At 29.1% G+C, this 25,333-nt stretch carries 22 protein-coding genes, 1 tRNA gene, 1 other RNA gene and 1 pseudogene; 13 read left to right on the forward strand and 12 right to left on the reverse strand.

Features of this window, described 5'->3' with window-relative positions; genetic code table 11:
• Window positions 1–29: 29 nt before the first annotated feature.
• Together AC2D6T_RS06200 and AC2D6T_RS06205 are read right to left on the reverse strand one after the other, a co-directional pair.
• Window positions 30–554, reverse strand: a complete 525-nt coding sequence (locus AC2D6T_RS06200) for a KdsC family phosphatase (RefSeq protein ID WP_438988312.1) — start codon at window positions 552–554, stop codon at window positions 30–32.
• A gap of 43 nt (window positions 555–597) precedes the next feature.
• The gene (locus tag AC2D6T_RS06205) at window positions 598–1,305 is read right to left on the reverse strand and encodes a Rossmann-like and DUF2520 domain-containing protein (RefSeq protein ID WP_438988313.1); all 708 of its coding nucleotides are present in this window, start codon (window positions 1,303–1,305) and stop codon (window positions 598–600) included.
• A gap of 74 nt (window positions 1,306–1,379) precedes the next feature.
• On the opposite strand from AC2D6T_RS06205, the gene AC2D6T_RS06210 reads away from it, so the two are divergent.
• Complete coding sequence (locus AC2D6T_RS06210; protein ID WP_484680851.1) at window positions 1,380–2,537, forward strand: trans-sulfuration enzyme family protein; 1,158 nt, start codon at window positions 1,380–1,382, stop codon at window positions 2,535–2,537.
• A gap of 51 nt (window positions 2,538–2,588) precedes the next feature.
• Here AC2D6T_RS06210 and AC2D6T_RS06215 read toward each other — a convergent pair whose 3' ends face one another.
• A complete protein-coding gene (locus tag AC2D6T_RS06215; protein ID WP_484680852.1) occupies window positions 2,589–4,427 on the reverse strand; it encodes an SLC13 family permease in 1,839 nt (612 codons plus the stop codon).
• A gap of 335 nt (window positions 4,428–4,762) precedes the next feature.
• On the opposite strand from AC2D6T_RS06215, the gene bshB1 reads away from it, so the two are divergent.
• A complete protein-coding gene (gene bshB1, locus AC2D6T_RS06220) occupies window positions 4,763–5,479 on the forward strand; it encodes a bacillithiol biosynthesis deacetylase BshB1 (protein ID WP_484680853.1) in 717 nt (238 codons plus the stop codon).
• Window positions 5,480–5,532: 53 nt separating this feature from the next.
• Window positions 5,533–5,608 (forward strand) — tRNA-His (locus tag AC2D6T_RS06225).
• A gap of 202 nt (window positions 5,609–5,810) precedes the next feature.
• On the opposite strand, the gene uvrA is transcribed toward AC2D6T_RS06225, so the two are convergent.
• Window positions 5,811–8,603 (reverse strand): excinuclease ABC subunit UvrA, encoded by a 2,793-nt coding sequence (uvrA, locus tag AC2D6T_RS06230; RefSeq protein WP_484680854.1) that lies wholly within the window; start codon window positions 8,601–8,603, stop codon window positions 5,811–5,813.
• Between the two features lie 218 nt (window positions 8,604–8,821).
• Here uvrA and AC2D6T_RS06235 point away from each other — a divergent pair, with 218 nt between their 5' ends.
• Window positions 8,822–9,409 (forward strand): RNA polymerase sigma factor, encoded by a 588-nt coding sequence (locus AC2D6T_RS06235; RefSeq protein ID WP_484680855.1) that lies wholly within the window; start codon window positions 8,822–8,824, stop codon window positions 9,407–9,409.
• A 347-nt stretch (window positions 9,410–9,756) separates the two neighbouring features.
• Here the strand turns inward: AC2D6T_RS06235 and AC2D6T_RS06240 are convergent, their stop codons facing one another.
• Window positions 9,757–10,413, reverse strand: coding sequence for an endonuclease III domain-containing protein (locus AC2D6T_RS06240; protein ID WP_484680856.1), 657 nt, complete (start codon window positions 10,411–10,413; stop codon window positions 9,757–9,759).
• Window positions 10,414–10,535: 122 nt separating this feature from the next.
• On the opposite strand from AC2D6T_RS06240, the gene bcp reads away from it, so the two are divergent.
• Window positions 10,536–10,988 carry a thioredoxin-dependent thiol peroxidase gene (gene bcp, locus AC2D6T_RS06245; RefSeq protein ID WP_484680857.1) on the forward strand — a complete coding sequence of 151 codons (453 nt, stop codon included), beginning with the start codon at window positions 10,536–10,538 and terminating at the stop codon, window positions 10,986–10,988.
• A 74-nt stretch (window positions 10,989–11,062) separates the two neighbouring features.
• Here bcp and AC2D6T_RS06250 read toward each other — a convergent pair whose 3' ends face one another.
• Both AC2D6T_RS06250 and AC2D6T_RS06255 read right to left on the reverse strand, forming a co-directional pair.
• Window positions 11,063–13,513 (reverse strand): TonB-dependent receptor, encoded by a 2,451-nt coding sequence (locus tag AC2D6T_RS06250; RefSeq protein WP_484680858.1) that lies wholly within the window; start codon window positions 13,511–13,513, stop codon window positions 11,063–11,065.
• Window positions 13,514–13,523: 10 nt separating this feature from the next.
• Window positions 13,524–15,218 (reverse strand): M23 family metallopeptidase, encoded by a 1,695-nt coding sequence (locus AC2D6T_RS06255; RefSeq protein ID WP_438988321.1) that lies wholly within the window; start codon window positions 15,216–15,218, stop codon window positions 13,524–13,526.
• Window positions 15,219–15,362: 144 nt separating this feature from the next.
• On the opposite strand from AC2D6T_RS06255, the gene AC2D6T_RS06260 reads away from it, so the two are divergent.
• The 4 genes from AC2D6T_RS06260 (at window position 15,363) to rny (ending at window position 17,755) form a co-directional block, all read left to right on the forward strand.
• Window positions 15,363–15,653: a hypothetical protein gene (locus AC2D6T_RS06260; RefSeq protein ID WP_484680859.1), complete on the forward strand. Its 291-nt coding sequence runs from the start codon at window positions 15,363–15,365 to the stop codon at window positions 15,651–15,653.
• 14 nt (window positions 15,654–15,667) lie between these two features.
• Complete coding sequence (locus tag AC2D6T_RS06265) at window positions 15,668–15,958, forward strand: cell division protein ZapA (RefSeq protein ID WP_298946602.1); 291 nt, start codon at window positions 15,668–15,670, stop codon at window positions 15,956–15,958.
• Window positions 15,959–16,012: 54 nt separating this feature from the next.
• Window positions 16,013–16,141: non-coding RNA, 6S RNA (gene ssrS / locus AC2D6T_RS06270), on the forward strand.
• A gap of 48 nt (window positions 16,142–16,189) precedes the next feature.
• The gene (gene rny, locus AC2D6T_RS06275; protein WP_298946603.1) at window positions 16,190–17,755 is read left to right on the forward strand and encodes a ribonuclease Y; all 1,566 of its coding nucleotides are present in this window, start codon (window positions 16,190–16,192) and stop codon (window positions 17,753–17,755) included.
• Between the two features lie 57 nt (window positions 17,756–17,812).
• On the opposite strand, the gene xerD is transcribed toward rny, so the two are convergent.
• Entirely contained in the window at window positions 17,813–18,709 is an 897-nt protein-coding gene (gene xerD / locus AC2D6T_RS06280) for a site-specific tyrosine recombinase XerD (RefSeq protein ID WP_484680860.1), read from the reverse strand.
• A 210-nt stretch (window positions 18,710–18,919) separates the two neighbouring features.
• Between xerD and AC2D6T_RS06285 the strand changes: the two are divergent.
• Window positions 18,920–19,309 (forward strand): annotated as a pseudogene (locus AC2D6T_RS06285) (porin family protein); the annotation flags it as partial.
• Window positions 19,310–19,383: 74 nt separating this feature from the next.
• Window positions 19,384–19,797: a type II 3-dehydroquinate dehydratase gene (aroQ, locus tag AC2D6T_RS06290; RefSeq protein WP_484680861.1), complete on the forward strand. Its 414-nt coding sequence runs from the start codon at window positions 19,384–19,386 to the stop codon at window positions 19,795–19,797.
• Window positions 19,798–20,001: 204 nt separating this feature from the next.
• On the opposite strand, the gene AC2D6T_RS06295 is transcribed toward aroQ, so the two are convergent.
• From AC2D6T_RS06295 to AC2D6T_RS06305, 3 genes are all read right to left on the reverse strand, one after another.
• Window positions 20,002–21,192, reverse strand: coding sequence for a lipoprotein N-acyltransferase Lnb domain-containing protein (locus AC2D6T_RS06295; protein WP_484680862.1), 1,191 nt, complete (start codon window positions 21,190–21,192; stop codon window positions 20,002–20,004).
• Window positions 21,193–21,198: 6 nt separating this feature from the next.
• On the reverse strand, window positions 21,199–22,269 hold the full coding sequence (locus AC2D6T_RS06300; RefSeq protein ID WP_484680863.1) for a putative type IX sorting system protein PorV2: 1,071 nt from the start codon (window positions 22,267–22,269) through the stop codon (window positions 21,199–21,201).
• A gap of 68 nt (window positions 22,270–22,337) precedes the next feature.
• Window positions 22,338–23,321, reverse strand: coding sequence for a YheT family hydrolase (locus AC2D6T_RS06305; RefSeq protein WP_484680864.1), 984 nt, complete (start codon window positions 23,319–23,321; stop codon window positions 22,338–22,340).
• 102 nt (window positions 23,322–23,423) lie between these two features.
• On the opposite strand from AC2D6T_RS06305, the gene AC2D6T_RS06310 reads away from it, so the two are divergent.
• Together AC2D6T_RS06310 and AC2D6T_RS06315 are read left to right on the forward strand one after the other, a co-directional pair.
• Entirely contained in the window at window positions 23,424–24,173 is a 750-nt protein-coding gene (locus AC2D6T_RS06310; RefSeq protein WP_298946617.1) for a CDP-alcohol phosphatidyltransferase family protein, read from the forward strand.
• Window positions 24,151–24,522: a VOC family protein gene (locus AC2D6T_RS06315; protein WP_298946619.1), complete on the forward strand. Its 372-nt coding sequence runs from the start codon at window positions 24,151–24,153 to the stop codon at window positions 24,520–24,522. The genes AC2D6T_RS06310 and AC2D6T_RS06315 overlap by 23 nt, the downstream gene beginning before the upstream one ends.
• Here the strand turns inward: AC2D6T_RS06315 and lptB are convergent.
• A complete protein-coding gene (gene lptB / locus AC2D6T_RS06320; RefSeq protein WP_438988329.1) occupies window positions 24,516–25,256 on the reverse strand; it encodes an LPS export ABC transporter ATP-binding protein in 741 nt (246 codons plus the stop codon). The genes AC2D6T_RS06315 and lptB overlap by 7 nt on opposite strands.
• Between the last annotated feature and the right edge of the window lie 77 nt (window positions 25,257–25,333).

The following is a 25,333-nucleotide window of genomic DNA, read 5'->3' on the forward strand; positions in this document are numbered from 1 at the left end:
TAAACTTTTTAGCAAATAATTTGTTAAAACTATACACTCGCATCAAAATTTTCTGTCCATTTGTTTTGTACTCGTAAAACTTGTTCTATTACATCTCTTACACACCCTTCTCCACCTTTTTTGTCTGAAATATATTTAGAAACTTGTTGAATTTCTCTAACAGCATCATTTGGGCAAGCTGGTAAACCCACTAATTTCATTACAGGATAATCTGGAACATCATCACCCATATACAAAATATTCTCTGGTTTCAAATTGTATTTTTTAACCAGCTCACTATACTGTTTTATTTTATCATGTGCCCCTAAAAAAACATCATCAATACCTAAAGCTTGCAATCTATTTCTTACGCCTTCATTAGTTCCTCCAGAAATAATACATACTCTAAACCCCTTATTTAAAGCGTTTTTCATGGCATAACCATCTTTTACATTCATATGTCTAACCAATTCGCCATCTGGCATAATGGTTAAAGTACCGTTGGTTAAAACCCCATCTACATCAAAAATAAAAGTGTTTATTTTTGGTAATATTTGTTTATAGCTAATTTCCATAATTTTTTATTAAAGAGCTTTTAAATACGCTCTAATTGACAATTTAATTCAACTTATTTGAAGATTTTTTTATTGACTTTGTTAAAATTTTATATATTTTTTTCTGCTGTTTATCTAACAAAGCTAAATGATTTTTTATCGTTTTTCTATCGTTTCTAATTGCGGGTCCAGTTTGTGCTTGCTTTGGCGAAAGTTCTTTTATTTTTTCAGAAGTTTCGTTAATTAGAGGCTGTAAAATATCAAAAGGAATATTGTTTTCTTGGCAAATATCATTTCCTATTTTATATAAATGATTGGTGAAATTATTTACGAAAACAGCAGCTACATGTAGTTTTTTTCTTTGTTCTGAATTGATTTTATATATTTTATGTCCAATTGATTTTGTTAACTTTTCCAAGACTATATAATCTTTTTTATTTGTAGCTTCTAGGCAAAACGGAACTAAAGAAAAATCGATTTTTTTATCTTTAGAAAAACTTTGTAACATATAAAAAACCCCTTTTCTAGTGTTGTTTTTTAAGTCTTTTAGAGCAAAACTACCAGAAGTATGCACCACAAAAGAATTGTTGATTTTTGCAGAAACTTCTGCAATAGCATCATCTGAAACCGCAATAATAGTAACATCGGTTTCTGGAATATTTTCTAATTTTCTAGAATTTACTTGTATAACTTCCACATTTTTAGCTTTTAAAAAAGCATTGTGTAAATGTGTGGCTACATTTCCATTTCCAATAATTGCTACTGTTATCATTACAACGAAGATATTGATTTTTTGTAGAAATTTAGAGTTGGATTTGGTAATTTAGCAATAGAAAATTCGATACAATGAAAAATTCAAATAAATTAGGAATAAATACAACCTGTGTGCATACAGGAGAAGTAAAAGACGAACAATTTAAAGGAGCAGTTTCGCCTATATATATGTCTACTTCTTATGCTTTTGATGGAGTTGATGTAAAACGTTACCCACGTTATTTAAACACACCAAATCAAGAAATGTTGTATAAAAAAATAGCCGCTTTAGAACATACAGAAGATGGTTTGATATTTTCTTCTGGAATGGCAGCAATTTCTGCAGCAATGCTAGCATTTTTAAAAACAGGAGATCATGTAATAATACAACAAGTGATTTATGGAGGAACTTATAATTTTATTGTAAAGGAATTTGATAAATATGGTATTGAATATTCTTTTACTGAAAGTGATCAAACAGAAGATTTTATTCCTTTGATAAAACAAAACACTAAGATTATTTACATAGAAACACCTTCTAATCCGCTTTTAGGAATTACAAATTTAGAAACAATAGCAACTTTGGCAAAGCAACATGATTTGCTAACTATGATAGACAACACGTTTGCATCACCTATAAATCAAAATCCTGCAGATTTCGGAATTGATATTATTTTGCACTCAGCCACAAAGTATATGGGAGGTCATTCAGATATTTCTGCGGGTGCAATTGCAGGATCTAAAGAACATATTTCGCAAATTTGGGAAACAGCCATTAACTTTGGTGGTAATCTAAGTGATCAAACAGTTTGGTTGTTAGAAAGAAGTTTAAAAACATTAAATCTTCGTGTAAAAGAACAGACTAAAAATGCAATGGAAATGGCAAATTATCTAGAAAATAATCCGAAAATTGACGCTGTTTATTACCCAGGTTTAGAGAGTCATCCACAGCATGTATTAGCAAAAAAGCAAATGAAAGGGTTTGGTGCAATGTTATCTTTTGAACTAAAAAAAGGAATAGATGCTATGGAATTTCAGAATAATTTACAATTGATAAAACCTTCTATGAGTTTGGCAGGTTTAGAAAGTACCACAGTAAGTCCTGCGCAAACTACACATGCTCTATTAAGTGAAGAAGAGCGTTTAGAAAGAGGAATTAAAGAGGGGTTAATTCGTTTTTCTGTAGGTATAGAAGAACCCAAAGATTTAATTGCTGATATTGAACAAGCTATAAAAAAGTCTCTTAAATAATCAAGAGACTTTTTTAAGTAATTTTTATTTTCTTTTTTATTTCTAATTTTTTTAAAAAGGCCAAATAATTGGCACTAATAATAAAGTGGTGATTAAGAAAATTATTAAAAGAGGTAAGCCTACTTTAAAATAATCCATAAATTTATAATTACCAGAGCTTATTACCATGGCATTGGTAGTTGTACCAATGGGTGTTAAAAACGCTGTTGATGCACTAACAGCAACTGTTATTAATAGTGGTTCTGGAGATATGCCAACTGTACTTGCAGCTAATAAAACTATTGGCGCCATTAGTACTGCTGTTGCAGAATTGTTTATAAACTGACTAAATGTTGTGGTTAAAATAAATATACCTGCTAATAAAAGTGTTGGATTTTCTTTTCCTAAAAAACCAATTAAAGAATTAGAAATTAATTCTGCTGCACCTGTTTTTTGAATGGCAACCCCCATGGGAATCATTGCAGCAATCATTACCACACTTGTAAAACTTATACTTTTATAAGCTTTAGAAAAAGGTACACAGCCTGTAAATAATACAATACCAGCAGAAATTAATGCAGCTATAGAACCTGGTACTAATTTTAAAACTAACATGGCAATCATTAAAAATAATGCACCCAAAGCTATGTAAGATTTTGGGGTTAATTTATCCACATCTTTTAGCATTTCTTCTGGACTACCCACCACAACAATATGTTTGTGTTGGTCTTTTAGTTTTTCTATATTTTCCCAAGGACCTCTAATGATAAAACTATCTCCAGCATTTACTCTCATTTCTTCTTCTAAGAAAGGTTCGCGATTTCTAGATGCTGCTAATAATTGTATCTCATATCTTTTAAAATATTCTTTAAGTTTTATTTTTCTACCCACTAACTGAGAGTTTAGAGAAATTAAAACCTCAGACATACCAACTTCTTGATTAATTAAATTGGTTCTTAATTCCGTCTTTGCAGATTCTTTTGGTAATAAACCCAATCGAAATTCAATCATTATTTTATTGATATCTGCTGTATTCCCCTTTACGGTTATAATATCATGATACCTTAAATCTGTATCATTTTCAGGAAACTCTATAAAAGGTTGGGTTCCTTTTAATCTATTTGGATGTCTTCTTTTTAAACGAATAAGATGAATGTGATATTTATTTTCTAAATCCCACTCACTTATTTTCGTATTAATTAATGGCGATGCAGATCTAATTCTTAATTGATAGTAATCATTATCTATTTCATAACCTTTAATCCACTCGTGTAGAGTACTATCTATAATGATTGGTTTATTATTTGTCTTATTTTTAGGTAAAACTTTAAAGCCGATATATCTAAAATAAAGCAGTGCAATAATTAGCAATGGCAAACCAATCAACCCAAATTCAAAAAAAGAAAAACCTTCAAAACCGGCATCTATTAATGCATTATTTGCAATAATGTTTGGTGGTGTACCAGTTAAGGTTAATAAACCACCAGTATTAGAACCAAACGCTACAGGTATTAATATTTTAGAAGGCATTGTACCAATACTCCAAGCAGAAGATATGGTGGCTGGTAATAATGTGGCTACTGTACCCGTATTACTCACAAAACCAGATAAGACACCAGAACCTAAAGTAATAATAACTAACAATTTTGGCACACTTTTGCCTGCCAATTCTATTAATTTTTTCCCTGCTAAGGCTGTCCAACCAGTTTGAGATAAACCTTCACCAATAATAAATAGTGCAGCAATCATAATAACCGTAGGGTTGCTAAATCCGCTTAAAGTTTCATTTAAATTTATAATTCCGCATAAGAATAAACTTAGCATTGAAACTAATGCAATTACATCTGGTGAATATTTTCCCCAAACAAATAAACCAATTGTAATTGTTAAAATAATAAGCATTAAAGTCATAAATTTATTTTTTTATTTTCTTTTACGATGTAAAATTAGGTTGATATTAAATGGGGTTACATGATATATATCATAACTTTTCAAATTGTAAAATTTTTGTAATTATCATAAAAAAAAGACATTATTTTAACTATTTACAAATACGAAAACTTAATAGAAATAATATCTTCTTATATTTTCTTTTAAAATTGATTATTTTTGAAGTGTTAATTTTTTATTGAAAAGAATTTCATGAAAATTACACAAAAATATTTGCTAACTTAACGATTATTGTAGTTTCTTATAATAAAAGTTAAGGTTATAATTAAAAAAATTTAAATAGATTACAAATATATATGAAATTAGATATATTGGCTTTTGGGGCACACCCAGATGATGTAGAACTAGGTTGTGGTGCTACCATTGCTAAAGAAGTTTCTTTAGGAAAAAAAGTAGGTATTATAGATTTAACAAGAGGCGAGTTAGGTACACGTGGCTCTGCTGAGATTAGGGACGTAGAAGCTACAAATGCAGCAAAAATATTAGGCGTTTCTGTTCGTAAAAATTTAGGTTTTGCAGATGGTTTTTTTATAAATGATAAAAATCATCAACTTGAAATTATAAAAATGATCCGAAAATATAAGCCAAAAGTAGTGTTTTGTAATACCATAGAAGACAGACACATAGATCACGGAAAAGGTAGCAAATTAGTATCTGATGCTTGTTTTTTAAGTGGTTTGATGAAAATAGAGACGAATTTAGATGGAGAATCTCAAGAAAAATGGCGCCCAAAACAGGTGTACCATTATATGCAATGGAAAAACATAGAACCCGATTTTGTTTTAGATGTTAGTGGTTTTATTGATAAAAAAATAGCTTCTGTTTTAGCCTATAAAACTCAGTTTTACGACCCTAATAGTAAGGAGCCAGAAACACCTATAACAAGTAAAAACTTTATAGACAGTATAAATTACAGAGCAAGAGATTTAGGAAGATTGGTTGGAGTAGAATGTGCAGAAGGTTTTACTACAGAACGTTACGTTGCTGCAGAAAATTTAGACAAATTAATTTAAATTTTTGTTGTTTTAGAATAGAAAAAATATTTATATTTGCACCCGCAACAAATGGTGGTTGTAGCTCAGTTGGTTAGAGCGTCGGTTTGTGGTACCGAAAGTCGTGGGTTCGAGCCCCATCTTCCACCCAAAATACAAAGCTTCTTAGAAATAAGAAGCTTTTTTTGTGGAAAAAAATACAGCAAAATCATTTTTTTCTTTACTATTTATAACTTTAGTTATTTTTAGAATTCTTAGAAGTTGAATTAAAATTCGCGTAATATTTAATTTTAACTAAAATAATGACCACATAGAAACAAAGAAAACAATGTCTTTATCTCTTATAAAATTCCTAAAATATCAATTTATCAGCCAAATATTTAGCAGTATACGATTTTTTATTTCTAGCTAAATCTTCTGGAGACCCTTGAAAAATAAGTTCTCCACCATTTTTACCACCTTCTAAGCCTAAATCTATAATATAATCTGCACATTTTATGAGTTCTATGTTATGTTCAATCACAACAATGGAATGACCTCTTTCAATTAAGGCATTAAAACTTGCTAATAATTTTTTAATATCATGAAAATGCAAGCCTGTTGTAGGTTCATCAAAAATAAATAAAGCTTTGTCTTTAGTATTTCCTTTTACTAAAAAGGATGCCAATTTTATTCTCTGAGCTTCACCACCAGAAAGTGTAGACGAAGATTGACCTAAAGTTACATAACCCAAACCAACATCTTGTAAAGGCTTTAGTTTGCTAGCAATTTTAGTTACTAAATTTTCTGAGAAAAAAGCTACAGCTTCATCTATGGTTAAATTTAAAATGTCATCTATCGATTTTTCATGAAATTTTACCTCTAAAACCTCTTTTTTAAAGCGTTTTCCATTACAAACATCGCATTTTAAATGCACATCTGCCATAAATTGCATTTCTATAGTAACTGCTCCTTCACCTTTACAAACCTCACAACGACCACCTTCTACATTAAAAGAAAAGTGTTTGGGTTTGTAATTTCTAATTTTAGATAATTTTTGATTAGAAAATAAGGCACGAATGTCATCATACGCTTTAATATATGTAACTGGGTTAGATCTCGATGAGCGTCCAATCGGATTTTGGTCTATAAACTCAACATGTTTTAATGTATCAAAACTACCTTTTACAGCTGTATGTTGGCCCACTTTATCGCCATAACCTACTAGTTTTTTTTGCATGGTTGGATATAGTATTTTTTTAACCAATGTACTTTTACCAGAACCAGAAACTCCTGTGATTACACTTAAACAATTTAAAGGCAAAGAGATATCGATATTTTGTAAATTGTGTTCTCTTGCACCCAGAATTTCTATGGTATTTTTTGATATTCTACGTTTTGTAGGTACTTCAATTTTTAAATCTTCATTTAAATATTTTGCTGTTAAAGAATCTGATTTTAAAATTTCATTGAAAGTACCTTCTGCAACTACTTTACCGCCAAAAGTACCAGCTTCTGGACCAATGTCTATAATATAGTCTGCTTCTTTCATGATGTCTTCATCATGTTCTACAACCACAACTGTGTTGCCTAAATCTCTTAAATCTTTTAAAACCCCAATTAAACGCTCTGTATCTTTTGGGTGTAATCCAATACTAGGTTCATCTAAAATATACATTGAACCTACTAAAGAACTACCTAATGAGGTTGCTAAATTTATACGCTGGCTTTCGCCACCAGAAAGTGTGTTAGAGGTTCTATTTAAGGTTAAATAAGACAAACCAACATTTGTTAAAAATTGCAATCTATTATTAATTTCTGTTAACAAGCGTTTCCCAATTTTTTCTTCGTATTTGTCTAGGGTTAAATTTTTAAAATAAACAGACAATTCATCTAAAGGCATGGTTACCAAATCAGCAATTGTTTTATCGTTTATTTTTACATAATTGGTTTCTTCTCTTAAACGCTTTCCATTACAAGATGTACATTTTGTTTTACCTCTGTAACGCGAAAGCATTACTCTATTCTGAATTTTATAACTTTTTTCCTCTAATGTTTTAAAAAAGTGATGAATTCCGTTAAATGATTTGTTACCATTCCAAACTAATTCTTGTTGTTTCTTTGTTAGTTGAAACCAAGGTTTATGTATAGGAATATCAAATTGATAAGCTACGTCTATTAATGCGTCTTTATAATGAATATACGAAGGTGTTTTAAACGGAAAAATGGCGTCTTCCATAATAGATAAGCCTGTATTTGGTATTACCAAATCTTCATCGATGCCAACTACGTTTCCATAACCTTCACAAGTTGAGCAAGCACCATAAGGATTGTTAAAACTAAAAAAGTGTGTATTGGGTTCTAAAAACAACATGCCATCTAACTCAAATTTATTGCTAAACTCGGTAACTTTTTTTGTTGACAAATTTTCTACAAAACAAGTACCTTTTCCTTCAAAAAAAGCAGTTTGTATCGCATCTCCCAATCTGTTATAAAAATCTTCGTCATTTTTGGTAACAATTCTATCTACAACCAAAAAAAGAGGTTCGTTTTTAAAGTCTTTTTGAGGAAAATTGGCAATTCTATAAACAGTGTCTTTCCATTTTAAACGAGCATACCCTTGTTGTTCTAAAACCTGTAAAACGGTTTTTAAATCTCTATTTTCATCAATAGTAATTGGCGCCAATAATAAAAGTTTTGTGCTTTCTTCAAACTTTTTTACAAAATTAACAACGTTAGAAACGGTATCTTTTTTTACCTCTTTGCCAGAAATAGGAGAGAAGGTTTTACCAATTCTAGCATATAATAATTTTATATAATCGTAAATTTCTGTAGATGTACCCACAGTAGAACGCGGATTTGTAGCATTTACTTTTTGTTCTATAGCAATGGCTGGCGCAATTCCTTTTATATAATCTACTTTGGGTTTGTCTAATTTACCTAAAAATTGCCTTGCATAAGAACTTAGGCTTTCTACATAACGTCTTTGTCCTTCTGCATATAAAGTATCAAAAGCTAAAGAGGATTTACCAGAACCAGAAAGCCCAGTAATTACTACCAATTTATTTCTAGGTATTACTACATCAATATCTTTTAAATTGTGCAGTTTAGCGCCTTTAATTATGATGTTTTCTTTAGGATTTACTTTAGAAAGATCTGTCTTCATGTATCAATAAAATATAAGCTATAAAATTACCAAAAAAATAGCTGTTTTTAGAAGTAGTAAAAATCTTTTTTTGTTAAATATTTGTTTGTATTATAAAAAATACACATATTTGTTACTTATAAACCGCACAAAATTACACGTATATAGCATAAAACTACTTTTTTAATTAATAATTAATAAAAAAATAGAAAGGCCTCTAAGCTTTTCCAAAAGTAGTTATGGTACGTACAAATTCAATTTCTGACAGTAAATTAGTTAACGATTACATTAATGGTAGTGAAGCTTCTTTGGCTGTTTTAATAAATAGACATCAACAAAGACTTTTTAGTTTTATTTACAGTAAAGTACAAGATAAAGTGATTACTGAAGATATTTTTCAGGATACTTTTATAAAAGTAATTAGAACACTAAAAAAAGGTAATTACAATGAAGAAGGTAAATTTTTACCTTGGGTAATGCGTATTGCACACAACCTAGTAATTGATTATTTTAGAAAAAATAACAGAATGCCAAAATTTAAAAATACTGATGAATTTGATATTTTTTCTGTTATAAATGATGGTAATTTAAATGCTGAAAAACAAATTATACAAGAGCAAATTTATCATGATGTAAGAGGTATTATCAACGAGCTGCCAAACGAACAAAAAGAAGTTTTGGTAATGCGCATATATAAAGATATGAGCTTTAAAGAAATAAGTGAAAATACTGGTGTAACTATTAATACAGCATTAGGTAGAATGCGGTATGCTTTAATAAATATGCGTAAATTAATAGAAAAGCATAAAATTATTTTGGTAAACTAACAATAAAGTAAAAAAGGCATCGTTATTGTTTTAGTAACCAACATTTTAAATAACATATATGATGCAACTTTACTCTAAAAAGTCGTCTGATTTACAGATGCAACCCCAAAAAGAAACAATTCAATTTTTGATTAATTTTTCCAAATCATTCCAAGTAGTTAAAACCAAATCAAAAGATTTCATTGAATTGAATTTGAATTAAGAGTAGAAAAAGCTTCAACTAATGTTGAGGCTTTTTTTATTTTATCCTAATCTTAACAGGGTGATTGTAATCTAATCTTTAAAAAAATATTCAAGTATTTTGTAGATTAATTTTTTTAAAATAAAAACTTCTAGCTTCAAATTTCTTACTTCTTGCTCTTGTAATAAGCACCTAAAACAGATTTTCTTCCAATGGTTTTAGTAATAATATCCTTTTCTAAATCCCAACCACGAGCTGTAGAATATTCACGACCATACCAAATAATTTGTAAGTGTAAATCGTTCCATAATTCTCTAGGGAACAATCTTTTTGCATCCTTTTCTGTTTGTGCGACACTTTTTCCGTTACTTAAGTTCCATCTAAACATTAAACGTTGTATATGAGTATCTACAGGAAAAGCGGGCACACCAAAAGCTTGACTCATAACCACACTTGCAGTTTTATGACCCACAGCAGGTAATTCTTCTAAACCTTCAAAAGATTGTGGAACTTCACCATTATATTTTTCTATTAAAATTTTAGACAAACCATAAATACCTTTACTTTTCATTGGAGATAAACCACAAGGTCTAATAATGGTTTTAATTTCTTCTACAGACATTTTAACCATATCAAAAGGATTGTCTGCCTTTGCAAATAATAAAGGTGTAATTTGGTTTACTCGCACATCTGTACATTGTGCAGATAATAAAACTGCAATTAAAAGGGTATAAGGGTCTTTATGGTCTAAAGGAACAGGTATTTCTGGATATAACGTTTGTAAGGTTTCTATTACAAAATCTACTTTTTCTTGCTTGGTCATTCTTTGACTATTTAAGTTGTAAAGTTAAAAAGTTTATAAAGTTTAACGGTTTATTCTCTAAAAAGTTTTTCATTCAGTTTTTACTTTTTAACTTTCCACTTTATTTTTTTAAACAAATCAATATGACAACATTAAAAGTAGGAGATAATGCTCCAAAATTTGAAGCAAAAGATCATGCAGGAAATACAATTAAATTAGAAGATTATACTGGTAAAAAGTTAGTTTTATTCTTTTATCCAAAGGCAAGTACACCTGGTTGTACAGCAGAAGTCTGTAATTTAAGAGATCACTATCAAACTTTTTTAGCCAAAGGATTTGATGTTTTAGGTGTAAGTGCAGATTCAGCAAAAAGACAACAAAATTTTATCAATAAAAATGAACTTCCTTTTCCTCTTTTAGCAGACGAAGACAAAGCTGTTATAGAGTCTTTTGGTGTTTGGGGACCTAAAAAGTTTATGGGTAGAGAGTATGACGGTATCCACAGAACAACCTTTGTTATTGATGAAAATGGAGTAATTGAAGATGTAATTAGCAAAGTAAAAACCAAAGCTCATGCTACGCAAATTATAGATTAAGCTATTTACTTTTTTAAATACTAAAAATAGAGTGTTGTTTTAATATCAACACTCTATTGTATTTTTTTAAATTCTTAAAACTGCATACTAACTTTAAAGTTTAACACTCTACCGGTCATAAAGTTAGGAATCCCAAATTGATTTTTAGAATACACATCTCTAACCCAAGTGTTGGTAATAGCGTTTTGAATGTCAAACATATTAAAAAGCTCTAAACCCGCTGTTAATTCTTTAAATTTAGACATCCATCCATTTTTATATTGTTTGTTTGCATCTGCAAAAACATAAGAAACACCCAAATCTGCTCTTTTATAATCTCTTAATCGCTTTTGAAAACTGTATACATCTGAGTAGGATGGAGCTCCCCCAGGAACACCGGTATTGTAAACTAAATTTAAGTATGCTTTTAAATTGGGTAAATTAGGTACATAATCTTGAAATAAAATTCCGAATTTTAAACGTTGGTCAGAAGGTCTAGAAATATCACCTTTATTATCTATGTTTTCTTCTGTTTTTAAATACCCTAAACTAACCCAACTTTCGCTACCAGGAACAAATTCGCCATTTAACCTGAGATCAAAACCTTGTGCATAGGCAGTTGTAAGGTTGTCTGCTCTATATCGAATTCTAACATTATCTATAGAATAAGCGTTTACATTTGTTACATCTTTATAGTAGAGTTCTGTAGTTAATTTAAAAGGTCTTTCCCATAAATTAAAACTGTAATCCATACCCGCAACTAAGTGTAAAGAACTTTGTGCTTTTACATCTTTATTAATTTTACCATTAAAGTTTTTTAGCTCTCTGTATGAAGGTGGCTGCTTATACCATCCACCAGAAAAACGAAACAACATGTCTTGCTGCCAATTAGGTTTTAAAGCAAACTGTGCTCTAGGACTTAAAATTATTTGGTTACTCGATTTCTGTCCGTTTGCAGAAACTGTCCAATTATGAGCTCTTAAACCAAAGTTGTACCAAACTTCATTATTGCCCATATATAAGCGTTCGTTAAATTGCACAAAACCTGTAAACCTATTTATTACAACATGGTTATCTTCTCTAATATTTTGAAAAGGTGTAATTGGGCCTTCAAAAGGTTCGTAAGGTTGGTTATTGTTTACAAGTTGATTTGGAGGTCTTACAGAAAAGCCTAAAGAATCTATAATTTCCCATTCTCTTATGCGTTCTCTTATGTCTTCATTTTGATACTTTACTCCAAAATCTATCTTTTTTTTATCAACTTTGTAGCTTCCTCTTATTTGCACATTGTTTATCAATGCATCTAAATCATTTCTTGCGTGATTTAATTGAGAGCCAATTCCTTGAGTAAAATCAACTTCACCAAAACTTTCAGAACCGATATTTGTGTCTACTTCTCCTAAATTATAAGATGCTGCAATATCGTAATACTCTTCTTCTTGAGTATTGTAGCTAGAAATAGTTGTTTTAAAACTAAGATTATCATTTACTTTATAATCTGCTGAAACGGCATTAAATAGCGTTAAATAATTGTTTTCTTCTTTACCATCATAAAAAACAATTAACTCTAAAGGATCTGCAACTGTACCAAAACGAGTTTTTCTTGAAAAAGGTTGATAATTATAATTGTTTAAAGAAAAATTACTTAGATAGCTTAAAGAAAAGTTATTTGTAAAATTATAGGTAATAAAAGATTGTAAGTCTGTAAAAGTGGGTCTAAAATTGGTTTCAATCTGTTTACTATTTACAAATAAACTATTGTCTCTGTATCTTGCACCTGTAATAATCTTTAGTTTATTATTTAAAAAACCACCCTCAAAAGTTACACTACCCCCCAACAAACTTGCCTCTAAACTTGTGCTAATTTCTTTTGGTTTTCTATAAGTTATGTCTAAAACAGAAGATAATTTATCACCATATTTTGCTTGAAAACCACCTGCAGAAAAGTTGATGTTTTGTACCATATTTGGATTTATAAAACTTAAACCTTCTTGTTGGCCAGATCTAATTAAAAAAGGTCTGTACACTTCAATTCCATTTACATAGACAAGGTTTTCATCAAAATTACCACCTCTAACATTGTATTGTGTACTTAACTCGTTGTTATTGTTTACACCAGGTAAAGTCATTAAAATATTTTCTACACCCGCATTGGCACCAATAATGGTTTTTGCTTTTAGTGGATCTATATTTAAAATACCTTGTGCTTCTTTTTTTCTGTCTTTAACAATAATTTCTTCTAATTTTTCTGTTTTTAAAATTAACGTTGGAGAAAAGCGAAGGGTAGTTCTGCTTTTTGCAGTAAGGGTGTACTCAAAAGTTCTAAAAGAAATATGACTGAACTTAATGGTAATTTCCTTTTTATAAGGTATTCTAATTGAGTAGTTACCCTTTTTATCGGTTACAGTTCCTGTTTTACCAAACTTAATAGATACATTTTCTATAGGTTGTTTGTTTTTATTTTTAACAGTACCTTTTAAGATGCTTGTTTTTTGAGCAAATGCACAAAGAGGTAAAAAGAAAAGTAGTAAAAATGTTTTTTTCACGTATATAAGTTTATTTCTTAAAGAACGTAATAGAACGCTCTGTAGTATTGCCCACATTATCTGAGACTACAATTTTAAAGATATGTTTGCTACCAACCAATTTTTTATCATTAAAATTATAGGTTAATACGCCTTTTTTATGGTTAAACTCCATTAAAACCCACTTACCATCTAAAGTTGCTCTCCAATTATGTATGCCAGAACCAATATCTGTTATTTTAACTTTTAGCGTTTTTAAACTAGAAATCCACTGTTTGTCTTTAAAATAAAGAAATTTAATATTTGGTTTTATCTTGTCTGATTTTAAAGTATAGTTCCCTAAAGTTTTTGTTGTTGTATAAAAAATACTATCTCTTTTTCGAGTGTTTTGGTATATTGGGTATTTTGGATAATCTACATTTGCAATATACATTTGTTCTTTTTGGGCTTCTGTATATTTAGAAACGTTAAAGGTTAGTGTATATGTTCTATCTATAGGAATAGTAGGATTGTGTATTTTTGCTATTCCTTTTTCGACTTCAAAATCTATGTATACATCTTCATAAAATGTATTTTTTGGAAAAGCAATAGTTACATTATTTTTAGTGAATTTTTGAAATTTTTTAGCAACAATTTTATACCCAGTAGTATCTAGCTGTTTTTGAAAAAGAGTATTGATTTCTTTACCAACAATAGGTATTTTAATAGTACTTTTATTTCCATTAAAGTCTTTTGCAATTATTTCTACATTATAGTTTAAACCTTCTATAATATTAATTTTTCCATTATTTAATAAATCTTTATAAATCGATAATTTATTAGCTTCTGTCTTGTAGGTTCTTTGAACTTTACTTCTGTATTTTTTGTAATATTCGTAGTCAATTAGTAGGTTTAAATACTTACTTTCAGCAAAAGAAAATGTAGCAACATCATGGTAGTAATATTTTTTGCCATTAACCAACATTTCTAAACTGTAAATTCCGTTTCTATTTGGTGCTCTATTTAACTTATCAAAAGCATTTACACCAAAACCAATAATACCACTTGCAGAAATTCTATCTGCTTTGTAAATACCTTTACCTATATATTTTATAGGAACTTTAAAGCTATTGTGTTGTTTGTTTATTCTGGCATTATAGCCTAAAGGATATACATGTAAAGCGTTAAAAGTTGGCGCTTTTGTGTCTGGAGTAGTAATGCCAAAATGCATCGGATTTATAACATGTTCTGTTTTGGTATCTCTAATTTCAAAATGCAAATGAGGCCCACTAGAACCACCAGTATCACCAGAAAAAGCAATTACCTGTCCTTTTTTTACTTTAAATTGATTTTTTTTCGGAAAAATATTTCCTGTTTGGTAATTCTTTTTTTTGTATTGAATATTTTTTACATAACGTTCTATTGAATCTGCAAATTTTTTAAGATGACCATAAACAGAAGTATATCCATTCGAGTGAGTAATATAAATTGCTTTCCCATAGCCATATTGTTGCACTTTTATTCTAGAAACGTAACCATCTGCAACTGCAAACACGTTTAAACCTTGTTTACCTTGTGTTTTAATATCTATACCCGCGTGAAAATGATTGCTACGCAACTCACCAAAAGTAGCAGAAAGTACAATGGGGATGTCTAATGGATTTATATAAGAATCTTTTGGATATTTCTTCTGAGAATAGCATAAAAAAAAGAATAAAAAAGAAAGTGTAAAAAGAATTTTTTTCAAATGACAAAATTTTATGTAAAAGTACTAAAAATACTTACTTTTATAAAAGTTTAGTAATCAGTATATTATTAAAATATCAATTAAACCTTGTAAAATTTAAAACAGAATGTTAACTTTGTAGATATAGTTTTATGCTAGTATTTTATGAGTAATACCTTGGATGCAATTCATTTACTGCAAGATAAGTTAGAAAGTTTATTTTTTAATTACGAGTTTCTTAAGAAAGAAAATGATATTTTGCTAAAAAGTACCATAGTATTACAACAAAAATTAGTAGAAAAAGAGCAAGCTTTAGAAATTCAAAAAAAAGAATATGATTTATTAAAAATTGCTAAAACTATAGAAGGCAGTAGTGATAATACAAGAGATACAAAACTCAAAATAAATACATTAATCAAAGAAATAGATAAGTGTATTTTTCAGTTACAAGAATAACGTTCTTTTAAATAGTGGATAAATTAAAAATTAACATAGTAATTGCTGGTAGAACTTACCCCTTAAGCGTTAAAAATACCCAAGAAGAAGAAGGTATGCGTAAAGCTGCAAGTGCTATAAATAAGTTAATTTCTAGATACGAGCAAAATTATGCAGTTAGCGATAAACAAGACGTTTTAGCAATGTGTGCATTGCAGTTTGCCTCTAAATTAGAAATATCATCACTAGAAAAAAGTTCTGAAAATACTGAAGCAATAAAAAAAATAAAAGAGTTAACCAATTTGGTAAATACTCATTTAAAATAAGTTCTTTAAAATACATTAACAACACACTGCCTACGTTAGTAATTTGTTTGATAAACTCAACAAATACCTATTATGAAGGATGAGTCTTAGTTGCTAAAGCATGCCACTAGAATTGAACTTGTTTCATTTCTTTGGTGGACCCTTGATCAGCTAGTTAGTCCTAAACTTGTCATAATGGAGTTTATAAAAACCACACTATCGTAGGCTTTTTTTATATATTAAATTTAAATTATGGATGGAATGTTACTTCCCACTATTGTGGGAATCATAGGAGTTTTAGTTGGTTTTATAATTGCTAAATCTCTAGAAAAAGCAAAGGAAAAAAAGCTGTTAAATACAACTAAAAAAGAAGCTACTTCAATTATAAAAGAAGCAAAAATAGATGCAGAATCTATTAAAAAAGAAAAAATATTACAAGCAAAAGAAAAATTTATTGAGCTTAAATCAGAACACGAAAAAGTAATTTTAGCTAGAGAAAAAAAGATTTCTGATGTAGAAAAAAGAATACGAGATAGAGAATCTCAAGTAGCATCTGAAGTAGATAAAAATAAGAAATTAAATAAATCTATAGAGCAAAAACAAAAAGACTACGACTTTAAATTAGACTTTTTAGAAAAGAAAGAAAACGAGTTAGAAAAAATGCACAAAAGGCATGTAGACATGTTAGAACAAATTTCTGGCTTATCTGCTGACGAAGCTAAAAAAGAATTGGTTTCTTCATTAAAAGACGAGGCTAAAACAGAGGCCATGGCTTTTATACAGACTTCTATAGAAGAAGCTAAATTAACAGCCGAACAAGAAGCAAGAAAAGTTGTTTTAGGAACTATACAAAGAGTAGGAGTAGAACAAGCTGTAGAAAACTGTGTTTCTGTTTTTAACCTAGAATCTGATGATGTAAAAGGGAGAATAATTGGTAGAGAAGGTAGAAATATTAGGGCCTTAGAATCAGCTACTGGTGTAGAAATTATTGTAGATGATACTCCAGAGGCTATTATTTTATCTTGTTTTGACCCTGTGAGAAGAGAAATTGCACGCTTAGCAATGCACAAATTAGTAACAGATGGTAGAATACACCCTGCAAGAATTGAAGAAGTAGTTCAAAAAACTGAAAAACAAATTACCCAAGAAATTATAGAAGTTGGTAAAAGAACAGTAATAGATTTAGGGATACATGGTTTGCACCCAGAGTTGGTAAAAGCTGTGGGTAGAATGAAATATAGATCTTCTTACGGACAAAACTTATTACAACACTCGCGTGAGGTTGCAAATTTATGTGGAATTATGGCAGCAGAAATGGGGTTAAATTCTAAGGTAGCAAAACGTGCTGGTTTATTACACGATATTGGTAAAGTGCCAGATGCAGAAAGCGAATTACCACACGCATTATTAGGTATGCAATGGGCAGAAAAATATGGTGAAAAACCAGATGTTTGTAATGCCATTGGAGCTCACCATGATGAAATTGAAATGAAAAGTTTAATCTCGCCAATTGTACAAGTTTGTGATGCCATTTCAGGTGCAAGACCAGGTGCAAGACGTCAAGTTTTAGATTCTTACATACAACGTTTAAAAGATTTAGAAGATATTGCTTTTGGTTTTACAGGTGTGCAAAAAGCTTATGCCATACAGGCAGGACGTGAATTACGTGTAATGGTAGAAAGTACCAAAGTAAACGACACCAAAGCCTCTGAATTATCTTTTAATATTTCTCAGAAAATACAAAATGATATGACCTATCCAGGACAGGTAAAAGTTACTGTAATTAGAGAAACTAGAGCCGTAAATGTTGCTAGATAATAAAAAAAACAAATATTTTTAGATATAATTAAATTCCTGTTTTTCTAGCAGGAATTTTTATTTTCTAGGATGAAAACATTCTACAACTTGCTTTAAATAAGTTTTGTCTAAATGAACATAAACCTCTGTTGTGGTAATACTTTCATGACCAAGCATTTGTTGGATGGCTCTTAAATCGGCTCCATTTTGTAGTAAATGTGTTGCAAAAGAATGTCTTAAAGTATGTGGACTTATTTTTTTTTGAAGATTTATTTTTTGTGATAAATCTTTTAAAATCATAAAAATCATTTGTCGCGTTAAACCTTTACCGCGTCTATTTAAAAATAAAGTATCCTCAAAACCTTTAATAGCTTGTATTTGGTTTCTAATAGTGTTTCTATATAAATTTACAAATTTTATGGCTTCATTATGTATAGGAACGTAACGTTCTTTGTTCCCTTTTCCTAAAACACGTATAAAACCTTCCTCAAAAAACAAGTCTGATATTTGAAGAGAAATTAACTCGCTAACACGTAAACCACAACTATACATTATTTCTAAAATAGTTCTGTTTCTTTCTCCTTGTGGATGACTTAAATCGATGGCTGCAATTAAATTATCAATTTCTATAGGCGATAGTGTATCAGGCAATTTTCTTCCTATTTTTGGTGTTTCTAGTAAATCTGTAGGATTGTTATCTCTATAATCTTCAAACACCAAATAATCAAAAAAACTTCGAATACCAGAAATAATTCTAGCCTGACTTCTAGGGTTAACAAATTTGGCAGTTTCGTAAACAAACTGTTTTACAACATCACTATTAATAGAAATAGGAGACATGTTTATTTCTTTTTCATGTAAAAAAAAATATAACTTTTCTAAATCTCTAGAATAACTATCAATAGTATTTTTTGATAGGCCTCTTTCGATCTGCATATACATTTGGTAGTCTTTAATTGCATTGTGCCAGTTCATGAAATTAAAGATAAAAAAATATTAAATAGTAACGAGTATATTCAGAATAAAAATTATATTTGATTAAACTAAAAAAAAAAATTATTATTTATTACTGTATTAGCAATTTTAGGATTAGGAAAAGTAAATGCTCAAGAAGCTGCTTTTGGTGTAACTGGTGGGTTTCACAATTTTACAATTAGTCTGTCGTAAGATAATGCATCAGCATCAGAAAGTTACGCAGGATTTTTTATAGGTGTTTTTGCAGATTTTATCATTTCTTATAAATTTAGTATTCAACCAGAATTACAATATGCAGCAGTCACTGTAGAGAATGAGACTTTAGATGAGTTAATTATTCCGATTGCAGTTAAATATTATGTAGCAGAAAAATTTTATTTACAAGCAGGACCTCAGTTCGATTATGTTATGGAAGAAGACTCAGAAGGTATAAATAAATTTGGTGTTGGTTTTCTTATTGGTGCAGGTTTTGACTTTACCGATAAACTATTTGCTACAACAAGGTACTCTTTTGGGTTAACTAATAGAGTTGAAGGTACTCCCTCTGGTTTATCTTCTAGATTTAATACTTTTCAAATTGGCTTAGGTTATAGATTTTAAAGAAAAATAATAAGTTCTCAAAAAGGAAGTCTTTAAGGCTTCCTTTTTTTATTTAAAAAATGTATTTTTACTTTATGAAATTAATTATTATAAACGGACCCAATTTAAATCTTTTAGGTAAAAGAGAACCAGAAATTTATGGTTCCAAAACTTTTGAAGACTATTTTAGAGATTTAAAACTACAATTTAACAAGGTAGAATTGTCTTATTTTCAATCTAATATAGAAGGAGAAATTATAGATAAATTACACGAAGTAGGTTTTAATTATGATGGTATTATTTTAAATGCGGCAGCCTATACACATACATCTGTAGGTATTGGTGATGCAATAAAAGGTATAGAAGTACCCGTTGTAGAAGTACATATTTCTAACATACACGCTCGTGAAGATTTTAGGCAACACAGTTACATATCACCTAATGCTAAAGGTGTTTTATTTGGTTTTGGCTTAAAAGGTTATAACTTAGCAATTCAAAGTTTTCTTTAGTATCAAAATTTATAACTTTATTATTAACTTTAGCAAACAAAAAATAGCCGCGAGCTATTTTTAATTGCTTAACACTTTTTTATCAATTAGATTCTATAAAAAATAGACAACCCTTTTACATTTGGATGTAATTTGTGCTTTAGTTAATAAAGAAAAAATACTTTCTTAGGTTTTAAAATTTTTATAAAAAAAATTACTAAAGTTTTATTTTTTTGAGTTTAATAAAAATTGATAAAGAAACATATACCTCACAAAAAACAAGAATATCAAAGGGATTATAGCTATTGGAAAAACCTGAATTTTAAAAATCCACAATACAATAGTTAGTAATAAAAACACTAAAAGAATTCCTATATATTTTTGAAACCATGTTTTTGAGATTTTTTTAGACAATTTAAAAGCCAAAATTAAGTTTGGTAAAAATGCCCACAAAATATTAAAATTATTAGGGGCAGTTTTGTGTGATGAAAATACCCACAAGTACACCAAAATTAAACCAACAAAGCCAGTGGTAAAAAACACTAAAAAATCTGCTATCTTAGTTCTTTTTTTGTTTTTAAAGTCTTTATAAGTTATAAAGACTCCAATAAAAGCAATAAGTGTAAATAGTATAATTGGACTAAATAGGTTAAATTTAGAGTTACTTTTCTCTTTAAAATTTAACAATACATCTTCTCTTAATACAAGTTGCTTGTTTTTGTCATTATTAGTTTTTACAGTTGCATTTTTAAAAATCGAATACACATAATCTGGCAAATACATATATGCTTCTGATTTTCTTTTTTCATCTAAAATAATACCTGCAATTAAATTGATGCCTAAATTTCCCCAAGAATTAAAGTAAAGTTCTTGGTTCATTAAATTTCTTAAAGATTTATAATCCCCTATATCTTTATTTTTAAACTGGACGTCATTTTTAAAAACGTATTTGGTAATATCTCTAAGTTTTGTGGCACAATTATTAAAAAAAGGATCATATAAATAAGTTGCATTTTCTTTTAAGGCATTGGTTTCTAAATAGTTAAAATAAGCTTGTTTTTGTTGTTGATTTAAATTTAAAACTTGCTGTTTTACCCAACGTTTTTCCTTTTTGTAAGTATTTAAAAAATATTTAAAATCGTATTTTGCGAGTAAATAATACATTTTACCTTGCGCAAAATTGGTGTAAAAATTAGGAGCATTAAAATCGAAAATACCATAATTATAAATAATATCTAAATTTAAAACGGGGTCTTTAATTCTGATAGCAGAGTGTCCAAATTTTTCATATAATTCATCTCCTGGACCAGCTGTAATAATAGAAATTTCTGAATATACAGAAAGGTTTACTTGTGCTTTTTGTAATTGAATTACGAAAAATATAAATAGCAGTGATAAGAAAATATTTTTTTTCATAAAAAACTAAGGTCTAAGAAATAGAAAATCGAAAGTAATAGAAAAAATATTAGAATATAACGCATTACCAACACTACCAATGTTTGTAAGTGCATAATCTACTTGTATGCCTTTATAGTTAAAACCAACTCCAAAATTGGGTTGTAATGATAGTGATTTTGTATTGTCAAACTGTGTAATGTATTGAAAATTACCAACTCCAGCTCTTAAATAAACCAATTGGTCATAATCTACTTGAAACCCAACAGCTGGATTGATACTTGCTACATCTGAAGAAATGATATCATTTGTTTTTGCAAATCTTACATTAACATCTACTTCTGTTAATAGGTTAAAAAAGCGTCCAATTCTAAAATCTTTGGCAACACCTACTTGTAATTTTGGCTTTGTAATTTCTGTGGTTTCTGGTAATTCTTGATTTTGCCCAGGGATGGCGTTTTTTATTTTATCAAATTCAGTTTCATTAATTGCCCAACTATTAAAAGTAGTTGTAATATCTCTAGCCATGATGCCAAATTTCCAATTATTTCTTTCAAATTGAAAACCAGCATCAAAACCAAAACCCCAAGAGGAAGCAAAATTACCAATGGTTCTTCTTACAATTTTAGCATTTACTCCAAATTTTACATCTTTAAAAATTAAATTTCTAGCATAAGCAAAATTAAAGGCATAATCTGCAGCCGAAAAAAGACTAATTCTATTAAAATCTATATTTCCTTCACTATCAATTAATTCTGTTGTATTTAAAATATCATCTACCCCAAAACGAATTATAGAAATACCCACAGCACTTTCTTTGTCTATTGGCATTGCAAAAGCAGCGTGATTATAGTTAGCAATACCTGCAAAATAAGAGGCATGCATTAAAGAACCTTGATAATCTTCTATACCCACCAATCCTGCAGGATTCCAATAAATAGCATTTACATTGTTGGTGGTTGCTACTACAGTTTTACTCATTCCTAAGGCAGCTGCATCTACACCAATATTTAAAAACTCGTTGGAATAACTCCTAAATACTTGCGCATTTAGTAAGTAACTTGTAAATAAAAAAGTAAGTATGAATTTAATTTTCAAGTGTCTATTTTTCTTTAACAAATATCTAAAATACTTATAAAATAACAGATGTTTTTACAAGTTATTGTTTAATGGATTTTAATTTTGATATTTTCTTCTATAAACCTTGCAATTCTTTTTTCTAACCAAGTATTTTCATAAGGTTTAAAAGAACTCATAAAGCCTACATGACCACCAAAATTAGGTATTTCTAAAAAGAAATAGTTAGATTGTATTGCCTCTTTTCTAGGATAACACTCTGCTGATAAAAAAGTATCATCTTTGGCGTTTATTAGTATTGTAGGTCTGTCTATTTTAGAAATATAAGGTTTAGAACTTGCTTTTTTCCAATAATCGTCTGGGCTTTTAAATCCAAAAACGGGCACCGTATATAAATATTCTAAATGTTTAAATTTTGTAGCTTTAAAAAGTTTGTCTTTGTCTAAATTAAATTCTGGAAACTTATATGCTTTTTCTAAAACCTTGTTTTTCATCGTTTTAAAAAACATTTCTACATACAATTTATTTTTTAATTTTTCCATTTCTACTTCTGCAGTAGCAATATCGATAGGTACAGAAACAGCAATAGCTCCTTTAATTTTATCAGATAATTTCTTTTGATATTCACCCATATATTTTAGAGTTAAATTTCCTCCTAAGCTAAAACCTATCAAAATTAAATTTTTATAATCATATGAATTTAAAAGGTGATTCACTATAAAGTCAACATCCTCAGTTTTACCACTATGGTAGGTTGCTAATAACAAATTATCTTCTCCACTACAACTTCTTAAATTAAAACAAACAGTATCTAACCCTTTGTTATTTAAAAAGTTAGAGGTAGATACCATATATTTAGATTCTGAACTTCCTTCTAAGCCATGTATTAACAAAACCAAGGTTTCTGAACCTACCAAAGAAAAATCTAAATCTATAAAATCCTCATCCCAAGTGGTAACTCTTTTTCTAAGATAATTACAGGTATCCTTCATAAAAAGTGGCCTATACATAGTATTAAAATGACCATTTTTAAAAGGTAAAGTAGGAGAGAAGTCAGATTTTAAAATTGGCATAGCAGTAAATTAATCCTATTTTTTAAAAATACATAAAAAAAGACAATATTAGAAAACAACCCAATTTCTATTTCTTATTTTAGCTTTTTATTCCAATTTATTATGAAAAAACATATTCCTAATTTATTAACACTTGGTAATCTTTTTTGCGGAATGATTGCCACAATTTTTGCAGTACATGGAGTTTTTGAAATTGCAGCACTTTTTGTTGTATTGGGTATCTTTTTTGATTTTTTTGATGGATTTTTAGCGCGTTTACTAAATGTTTCTGGAGATTTAGGAACACAATTAGATTCATTGGCAGACATGGTTACAAGTGGTGTTGTACCGGGTATTATTATGTTTAGTTTGTTATCTCCAAACGATTATTTTGGGTCAAGTTTTGAAGAAACTGAAAAGATGATTTGGAGTGGAGTAAAAATAGCTCCTATTCAATTTTTAGGTTTACTTCTAACTTTAGGTGCTTGTTACAGGTTGGCAAAATTTAACATAGACAATAGACAAACCGATTCATTTATAGGTTTGCCAACACCGGCTATGAGTTTGTTTGTAATTTCTTTACCTTTAATTCAACAATTTTCAGATATTGAATTTATACAAGATTTAATTTCTAACAACTACTTTTTAATTGCAATTACCCTAATTTTAACGTATTTAATGAATGCTGAATTGCCTTTGTTTTCATTAAAATTTAAAGAATATTCAGTTAAAAATAATTTGCTAAAATATTTATTTTTATTGGTTTCATTAGGAATGATTATCTTCTTACAATACCTTTCAATCCCATTAATTATAACGCTTTATGTAATTTTATCAGTATTTTATAAGGATGGAAAAAAAACAACAGTTTAAATCGATAAGACCTTTTATTGGTACTAAAGACTTTGAGAAATCTAGAGCTTTCTATACAGAATTAGGATTTTTAGAATTGGTTTTATCAGAAAACATGTCTGTTTTTAAGGTTGATGAAAAGTTGAGTTTTTATTTACAAAAAGCCTATGTAAAAGATTGGGTAGATAATACAATGCTATTTTTAGAAGTAGAAAATGTTGAAGCGTATTTAGCAATTTTAAAAGCTAAAAAACTTACAGAAAAGTTTAAAAAAGTAAAGCTTTCAAAAATTGTAAATAACGATTGGGGTAAAGAGTTTTTTTTGCACGATCCCTCTGGAATTCTATGGCATATAGGTTGTTTCTATTGAAAAGTCTTCTTCTTTTTCAACTCAAAATCTTTACCTAAATATACTTTACGTACCATTTCATCTGCAGCTAATTCCTCTGGTGTACCTTCTTTTAAAATACTACCATTATACATTAAGTATGTTTTATCTGTAATCGCTAAAGTAGCTTGCACATCATGATCTGTAATTAAAATACCAATATTTTTATTCTTTAATTGAGCAACAATACTTTGTATATCTTCTACAGCAATTGGGTCTACACCTGCAAAGGGTTCATCTAATAGAATAAAGTTGGGGTCAGAAGCCAAACAACGTGCAATTTCTGTTCTTCTTCTTTCTCCACCAGATAATAAATCGCCTCTGTTTTTTCTTACGTGGCCAATATTAAATTCTTCTATTAAAGATTCTAATTTTATTTTTTGTTCTTTTTTAGAACGTCCTGTAAATTGTAAAACAGACATAATATTATCTTCTACAGATAGTTTTCTAAATACAGAGGCTTCTTGTGCCAAATAACCAATACCTTTTTGTGCACGTTTGTACATGGCATCTTGTGTTATTTCTTCATCATTTAAAAAAATAGTGCCAGCATTGGGCTTAATCATACCAACAATCATGTAAAAAGAAGTTGTTTTTCCAGCACCATTTGGTCCTAACAATCCAATAATTTCTCCTTGCTGTACTTCTAAAGAAATGCCTTTTACAACTTTTCTACTTCCATAAATCTTCTGAATGTTGTCTGCTTTTAAAATCATTTGTTAAATAGGTGTAATTGTATAACTATTGAAACGTTTAATTGTTGTTTTTGTAAAAGTAATAAAGAATATTGATA

The sequence above is a fragment of the Polaribacter sp. YIW18 genome, assembly GCF_057219325.1.